The 7,101-nt window shown below is 67.3% G+C and carries 5 protein-coding genes and 1 pseudogene; 5 read left to right on the top strand and 1 reads right to left on the bottom strand.

Features of this window, described 5'->3' with window-relative positions; genetic code table 11:
- Window positions 1-46: 46 nt before the first annotated feature.
- The 4 genes from ACIBCN_RS32505 to ACIBCN_RS32520 all read left to right on the top strand — a co-directional run bounded on the left by ACIBCN_RS32505 (window position 47) and on the right by ACIBCN_RS32520 (window position 5,092).
- On the top strand, window positions 47-1,138 hold the full coding sequence (locus tag ACIBCN_RS32505; RefSeq protein WP_396995512.1) for a hypothetical protein: 1,092 nt from the start codon (window positions 47-49) through the stop codon (window positions 1,136-1,138).
- A gap of 166 nt (window positions 1,139-1,304) precedes the next feature.
- The gene (locus tag ACIBCN_RS32510) at window positions 1,305-2,663 is read left to right on the top strand and encodes a S1 family peptidase (protein ID WP_396995513.1); all 1,359 of its coding nucleotides are present in this window, start codon (window positions 1,305-1,307) and stop codon (window positions 2,661-2,663) included.
- A 78-nt stretch (window positions 2,664-2,741) separates the two neighbouring features.
- Window positions 2,742-4,067 (top strand): S1 family peptidase, encoded by a 1,326-nt coding sequence (locus ACIBCN_RS32515; RefSeq protein WP_396995514.1) that lies wholly within the window; start codon window positions 2,742-2,744, stop codon window positions 4,065-4,067.
- 137 nt (window positions 4,068-4,204) lie between these two features.
- Window positions 4,205-5,092 (top strand): NRDE family protein, encoded by an 888-nt coding sequence (locus ACIBCN_RS32520; RefSeq protein WP_396995515.1) that lies wholly within the window; start codon window positions 4,205-4,207, stop codon window positions 5,090-5,092.
- Between the two features lie 60 nt (window positions 5,093-5,152).
- On the opposite strand, the gene ACIBCN_RS32525 is transcribed toward ACIBCN_RS32520, so the two are convergent.
- Window positions 5,153-5,863 carry a hypothetical protein gene (locus tag ACIBCN_RS32525; RefSeq protein WP_396995516.1) on the bottom strand — a complete coding sequence of 237 codons (711 nt, stop codon included), beginning with the start codon at window positions 5,861-5,863 and terminating at the stop codon, window positions 5,153-5,155.
- 453 nt (window positions 5,864-6,316) lie between these two features.
- Here ACIBCN_RS32525 and ACIBCN_RS32530 point away from each other — a divergent pair.
- Window positions 6,317-7,101 (top strand): annotated as a pseudogene (locus ACIBCN_RS32530) (Fe-S oxidoreductase); the annotation flags it as partial.

Consider the following 7,101-nt stretch of genomic DNA (forward strand, 5'->3'; position numbering starts at 1 on the left):
CAGAGTGCGGATTCGTCAGCCGGGAAGCCGAAGCGAGGTACTGAGGATGGCCACAGGGGTGGGCCTACGCATCGCCGAGGACGAGTGCACGGCGGCGATCGTCACCGACGGCGGCGAAGAGCCGTTGTTCATCGTCCGCGAGTCGCTGCTGTACATGTCCGACGACGGTGACGCCACGCTCGGCGGCCCGCCGCCGGACGAGAATGCCCATGCGATCACCGGCTTCGCGCTCGCCGTCGGCGATCCGGCGGGCATCTCCGTCGACGACGGCGAGGCCTACCGGGCCGAGGATCTGGTCGCGACGGCGCTGTTCTGCCTGATCAACCTGACCGCGGACCATCTCAACGGTCCGGCCGAGTTCTACGCGACCCACCCCGGTGACTGGCCGCGCGAATACATCCAGGCCCTGCGCGACGCACTGGACTACCTGGGTCTGCGGTCGGTGCTGCTGGTCAGCGAGGCCGACCTGCCGACCGTCGAGGCGAACGCACCGGGCAGCACCTACGCCTACGACGCCGCCCGCGCGGCCCTGGCAGCGGTGCTGTCCACCCCCGCGGGCAGCACCCCGCCCGACCCGAGCCACGCCGAGAACTCGACGGTGGACACCGTCATCATCCCGGCCGTGCCCGCGTCCGAAGCGACGCCGCAGGCGTACTCGGCGGCCATTCCGATGGCCGAACCCGTGCCGACGGAAGCAACCGAGGTTCCGGCGGAACCCGCTCGGAAAGCCGAGTCGGCGAAGGACCGCAAACAGCTCCCGTTGCTGATCGGTGCCGCGGCCTTGATCGGACTCGTGCTCGGCGGCTTCGCGATGGCCGTGCTGTTCCGCGATGACGGCACGACGCCGGTGCCGCCGCTGCGCGACGCCAAGTCGGATCAGGTCTCGGTGAGTCCGACCCCGGCGCCGGCACCACCGATCAACTTCCCGACGGTGACGCCGACGACCACCGAGGAACCGGTCACCACGACAACTCCGCCACCGCCGCCGCCGGAGACGACACCCCCGCCGACGACCACCGAGCCACCGACGACGACACCGAGCCCGTCTACGCGTCCCCGGCCCACCACCACGACGCCGTACAACCCGTTGCCGCAGATTCCGACGATCCCTGGCCTGCAGATACCGGGCAGTCGGTGATTAGTAGAGCCCTTCCCCGGTTTGTACCCTAAAGTGATGCGCTGACCGGTGTTGTCGGATGAATTGCAGGCGCCCGGTCTGTTGCTGGAGGACGACTGTGAGCCAACGGATTCCAGGCCCGTTGCCGCGGATTGAGCTGGCACGTGCGTGCCAACGAAGGGATTTCATGCGCAAGTTGGTGGCGCGCCGCGCCACGGTCAAAGCTGTCGCCCTCGCTTCGACCGTTTTCCTCGCACCCTTGCTCTGCACAACCGTTGCCGCGGCGGCACCGGCGACACCCGCACAGCTGAATGCCGAGAACCTGCCGCCGGAACTGGTGCAGGCGATCGCCCGAGATCTCAAGATGACCCCGACGGAATACCTGGACCGTGCGGCCCGCGCCCAGCAACTGCGCGACTACGCCCACGATTTCCGCTCGGAACGCCCAGAGGCCTACGCGGGCGCCTGGATCGGCAACGACGGCAAGCCGGTAGTCGCGGTCACCTCGCTCGACGCCGCCAAGATCGCCGCGGCCGACGGCTACCAGACCCGGCTCGCCCCGGTATCCGCGGACGGCCTGGAAGGCTCGCTGATGCAGCTGAATCAGTGGATCAACAGCCTGCCGCGCGAGATCTCCACCGCGATCAACTCGGTCGCCATCGACTTCCTCAACAGCCAGTTGGTGCTCAGCGTGGCCAACACCCCGGCGGGCCACCTGCTGAACCTGCCGACCCTGATCGCCAACATCAAGGTCATCCTCTCGCCCGGCAGCGGCGGCGGGGTCGAGCGGCGCCCGATGGGCGGCGACACCTACATCAGCGCCCCGGTTTCGCTGCACGACGCCTCGCTCAAGGGCGTCGACGTCTGCTCGTTCGGCTTCAACAGCGTCGACGCGGCCGGCAACGCGCTGAATATCAGTGCGGGCCACTGCAATCCGAACGTCGACAAGGGCAGACAAGACGCCACCGTCTACTTCCCCAACGTCAAGGACATCCCGAACAGCCCGGAACTCGGTTCCTTCGTCCAGTCCAAGCTCGGCGGCCAGAGCGCGCTGGATTACTCCGTGATCAAGCTGAACGACCGCGCGGTGCGCGCGGGCATGGACCAGCCGACCGTGCGCGGCGCCAACGGCACCACCATCGCCATCACCGGCACCGCCGACCCGATCACCGGCGCGCCGGTGTGCAAGTCGGGGCAGTCGTCCACCTTCACGTGTGGCTTCGTGGTGGCCGATCGGGTCGAGACCCAGCTGTACACCGCGGAGGGCGAGAGCAAGACCGTACGCGGCTTCGCCAGCTCGGCCTGCACGCTCGGCGGTGACAGCGGCGGCGCGATCGTGTCCGGCACCCTCGCCCTCGGCATCACCAGCGGGTCCAACGCGGCCGAGGCACCGGACTGCAACGAGGCCAATATCGCGCTGGCGCAGTACGGCGGCACGGCGAGTCTCGGCATTCCGATCCGGCCGATCCTGGCCGATATCGACGCGTCGTCGACCGGCGGAGTCGGCAGCGGTATCTCGGTGCGGACCCGGCCCAACGCCGGGTAGGACGCGCTGAGCACTGGGCGGCAAAACCGGGCCTCGTTATAAGTAGGCATACCGGCTCGGAGCCCATATAGTCTGGGCATGCTCCTGCCACGTATAGGTCATCTCCGATCAGCTGCGCGACAGACCCGGGTCCGAAAATCAGTTATCGCCGCCTCGGCGGCGATACTGCTGTTCGGGCCTACGGCGGCAGTGGCGACGGCACAACCCGATCCGGCGCCGAGTCTGCCCGCCGAACTGGTCAGTGCCATCGCCCGAGATCTGAAGATCTCCCCGGAGGAGTACCTGCACCGCGCCGACGTGGCACAGCAGGTCGCCGGGTTCGCCACCACCGCGCAGCGGCAGTTCCCGGCGGTCTTCGCCGGTTCCTGGCTCGACGACAGCGGCAAGGCCGTTGTCGCGCTGGCTCAGGGTCCCGGTGCCGAAGACGCCCGAAAGGCCGCGGAGTCAGCGGGTTTCGAGGTTCGCAACGTCGCCAAGAGCGAATCCGCGCTGCGTGGTGAGAAGTCCGCGTTCCAGCGTTGGCTCGACGGTCAGCCCGAGGCGGTGTCGGCCCTCGTGCGTGGCGTGGTGATCGACACGGTCAACAACAGCATCGCGGTGCGCGTCGACAAGGCGGGCCTGCCGATGCCGAACTTCATCGACCCGGCCAGGGTCATCGTGATGGCGCCCCCGGTGGCCGGTGAGCAGGGCACGCTGCAGGCCACCGAGATCGCCGGTGCCGCCAACGGCGTGCTCGCGGGCGGCGACGGCTACGCCTCGGTCGCCGGACGCCTCTCGCTGCGCTGCTCGCTCGGCTTCAACGGCACCGACCGCAACGGCAACATCGTGAATGTCACGGCGGGCCACTGCAACCCGGACATCCCGTCCGCGGGCAACGACAACGCCGCGAGGGTGCACGAGCTCAACGGCGACCGGCTCGGCAACGAGCTCGGCCGGTTCGAGAAGTCGGTGCTCGGCGCGCAGGACTACTCGATCGTCCGGATCGCCGACCAGGCGCGGGATCGCTTCAGCAACAACGAGGTCCGGGTGCCCGGTGCCGCGTCGGTGCGCATCGAGGGTGTCGCGACTCCGGTCGTCGGCGCGCCGGTCTGCAAGTCCGGTTCGCGGACCGGCTTCAGCTGTGGCGTTGTCAACGCAGTCGACCAGACCGTGCAGGTCGGCGAGCGTGAGCTCACCCAGGCCTTCTCGGCCAACATCTGCGCGCTGCCCGGCGACAGCGGCGGCCCGATCGTGACCGGCAGGCTCGCCCTCGGCATCTCCAGCGCGTCGTCGGTGGCCGACTACCCGATCTGCGAGATCCCCAACCTGATCGGTGCCCTGACCGGCAACGCGCCGCAGCTGTTCGCGCAGCCGGTGAGTGTGGTGCTCTCGGACAACCCTGGTCTGAAGATTCGCACCAACTAGTTCCACCCGTCGAGGAGGCCGGCAGCGTTGCGCTGTCGGCCTTTTCGCTGTCTCGGCGGCATCTCCACTGACCTTGCGCGCCCCGTCCGACCGCCAATGCGTGCTGCGTCCGGCAGTGGTGCGGCATCCTGGACTGCATGTGTTTGGTGTTGATCGGCTGGCGGGCTCATCCGGAGTATCGGTTGATCGTCGCGGCCAACCGTGACGAGTTCTATGCCCGGCCGACCGAGTCGATGCGCTGGTGGCCGGAGGTGCCGGGGCTGCTGGCCGGGCGCGATCAAGGGGCCAAGAACAAGGCCGAGGGCGACCCGCCGGGCACCTGGCTCGGGTTGATGCGAGAGGACAAGGGCCGCAACCGATTCGCGACGGTGACCAATGTGCGCAATCCGAAGGACGAGCGCGGCGACGCCCGGTCCCGCGGTGCGCTGCTGATGGACTTCCTGCGCGGTGCCTCGGCGCGGCATCCCGGCGTCGATTTCCCCGGCCCGGAGAAATACCTGCTCGACATCGCGGCCGCGCCGGACGACTACAACGGCTACAACCTGGTGGTGTCCGACCTGGAATCGCTGTGGTGGCACTCCAACCGCAGCGACGCGCCGCCGCGGGAGCTGGCGCCCGGGTTCCACGGCCTCTCCAACGGCACTTTCGTCGGCTCGGCAGGGGTGAACCCGGGCGAGCCGGATTTGACCGCCCCACAGCCCATCTGGCCCAAGGTACGCGGCGGTGTGATCGAACTGCGGGCGGTGGTGGAGTCCGATCCCGGTGCCGTCGACCGCTATTTCACGGTGCTGGCCGATCGCACCAAGCCCGCGGACGCGGAGTTGCCGGACACCGGAGTCCCTCGGCTGCTGGAGCGCAGGGTGTCGTCCCGGTTCATCGCGGACGCCGTGCACGGCACCCGGGCGAGCACGGTGCTGCTGGTCCGCGAGGACGGCTCGTTCGAGCTGGCGGAGCGGACGTTCGGGCTGTTCGGGCGGCGCAAAGGCACGGTGTCGTTCCGCGGCGCCCTGGATCTTCCTGCCTGAAAACGACAATTCGGCCCGCCGCTCCGAGGAGCGGCGGGCCGAGCTGTCAGAGCGTGGTTCTTACTTGGCCGGGAGCGGCTTGTCGGCCCACTTGGTGGTGCCGTCCGCAGCCTGGAAGGTGTTGAGCAGCTCGACACCCGCGGCGATCAGGGCAGGGCCGCCGACCGCGATGGTGCCGAGGATGCCACCGATGCCGGCACCGGCCACCAGGCCGGGCAGGCACATCGCGGCAATGGTCAGGATGCATCCGATGGTGGCGCCGATCGCGGTGCCGACGAAGCCACCGATCGCGGTCGCGATGCCGAAGTTGCTCGCGAATTCGTTCTGCGCGCGCTGGTTCTCCATCGGCGAGGCGATGTCCTGCGCGACGGTCGGCTTGGCGACGACCGGCTTATCGGTGATGACCAGATCCGCAGGCTTCTGCGGGGTCACTTCGAGAACCGCGCCGTCCTTCTTCACCTCGGTCTTGACCGGAACGAGCTTGCCGTCGACGTCCACGTCGAGCGGGAACGAGACGAGGGTGTTGCCCTGGCCGTCCCGGACGTTGGCCACGGAGATCTTCGGATCAGCGGCGGTTGCTCCGTCCTTCTCGGTGACCGAGAAGGTGCCCCCCTTGAGCGACGCGACTACCGTCTTGTCGACCAGCTTGACGGAGTAGTTGATGCCGGGGTCGGCCGGGGCGGCGACAGGCTCGGCATGCGCGGTCCCGAGACCGATGGTCATCGCGCCGATGACCAACGCGGCACCCGCGGTGGTTCTGCGGAGGTTCATTCAGTTTCCAATCCATCATCAGGTTGCCTGCCAGCTGATCTCCGCACGCGAGAGCGCTCTCATCAAATCCGGGCGGTCGCCCCGGATCCTCCCCGAGCAGTGTGAAGACAGGCAGAGCAGACAGAACGTCGTGAGCGTAATCCACCAGCGACCCAAAGGCGAGATGCATTATGCGCCTTGAGGACTAAGCCTGTCCTTACCGATTAGGCCGAAAGCCTCGACGTTTACGGTGGTGATCACCTGGACACGCGCTTGGATGGGCAAACCATATGTGACGTTCATCACAGGCAAATTTGGAGTCAAGCCCCAGCAAGAGGGGGCATAGCTCAGTCGTAAATGGTACGACGGATAGCATATGTTACCGGTGGGTAACTTACCGCCGGTTAGGATACGAGCCAATCGGGGCGGTGCGAACCGCCCTCGCTCGTGTTGCCTCTAGAGAAAGGTCGCGACATGAATGCCCTGACGGTGACGCTGGGCACGATTGGGGCGACGCTCAGCCTCCTGTGTTGGGCGTCGTTCTTCGGCGGCGTCCGCAGCATCGTCCGCGCCATCATGGTCGGGCAGCCCGCACCGGATCGCTGGCGACCGTTCTTCCCGCGTTTCAAGCAGATGGTCATCGAGTTCCTGGCGCACACGCGGATGGCGAAATTCCGCACCGTCGGCTGGGCGCACTGGCTCGTGATGATCGGCTTCATGGGTGGCGCCATCCTGTGGTTCGAGGCCTACGGTCAGACCTTCGACCCGTCCTTCCACTGGCCGATCGTCGGCAACTGGCCGATCTACCACCTCTGGGACGAGATCCTCGGCATCGGCACCGTGGTCGGCATCGGCACGCTGATGATCATCCGCCAGCTGAACCACCCGCGCCTGCCCGAGCGGCTCTCCCGTTTCAGCGGCTCGAAGTTCGGGCCCGCGTACGTGATCGAGCTCATCGTGCTGATCGAAGGCCTCGGCATGATCTTCGTGAAGGCGGGCAAGATCGCCGCCTACGGACATTCCGACCCGTACACCGATTTCTTCACCATGCAGGTGGCCAAGCTACTGCCCGCGAGCACCACGATGGTGGCGCTGTTCGCGTTCGTGAAGCTGATGTCCGGCATGGCCTTCCTCTACCTGGTCGGCCGCAACATCACCTGGGGCGTGGCCTGGCATCGGTTCTCCGCGTTCTTCAATATCTATTTCAAGCGTGAGGATGATGGCGGTGTGGCGCTGGGTGCGGCTAAGCCGATGATGTC

The sequence above is a fragment of the Nocardia sp. NPDC051052 genome (genome assembly GCF_044456045.1).
In the GTDB taxonomy this organism is placed as follows: domain Bacteria; phylum Actinomycetota; class Actinomycetes; order Mycobacteriales; family Mycobacteriaceae; genus Nocardia.

What these genes read in the sequence shown, in the direction of transcription:
- ACIBCN_RS32510 (WP_396995513.1), top strand. Translation starts at nt 1,305, where the DNA reads ATGCGCAAGTTGGTGGCGCGCCGCGCCACGGTCAAAGCTGTCGCCCTC.
- ACIBCN_RS32525 (WP_396995516.1), bottom strand. Translation starts at nt 5,863, where the DNA reads ATGAACCTCCGCAGAACCACCGCGGGTGCCGCGTTGGTCATCGGCGCG.
- ACIBCN_RS32515 (WP_396995514.1), top strand. Translation starts at nt 2,742, where the DNA reads ATGCTCCTGCCACGTATAGGTCATCTCCGATCAGCTGCGCGACAGACC.
- ACIBCN_RS32520 (WP_396995515.1), top strand. Translation starts at nt 4,205, where the DNA reads ATGTGTTTGGTGTTGATCGGCTGGCGGGCTCATCCGGAGTATCGGTTG.
- ACIBCN_RS32505 (WP_396995512.1), top strand. Translation starts at nt 47, where the DNA reads ATGGCCACAGGGGTGGGCCTACGCATCGCCGAGGACGAGTGCACGGCG.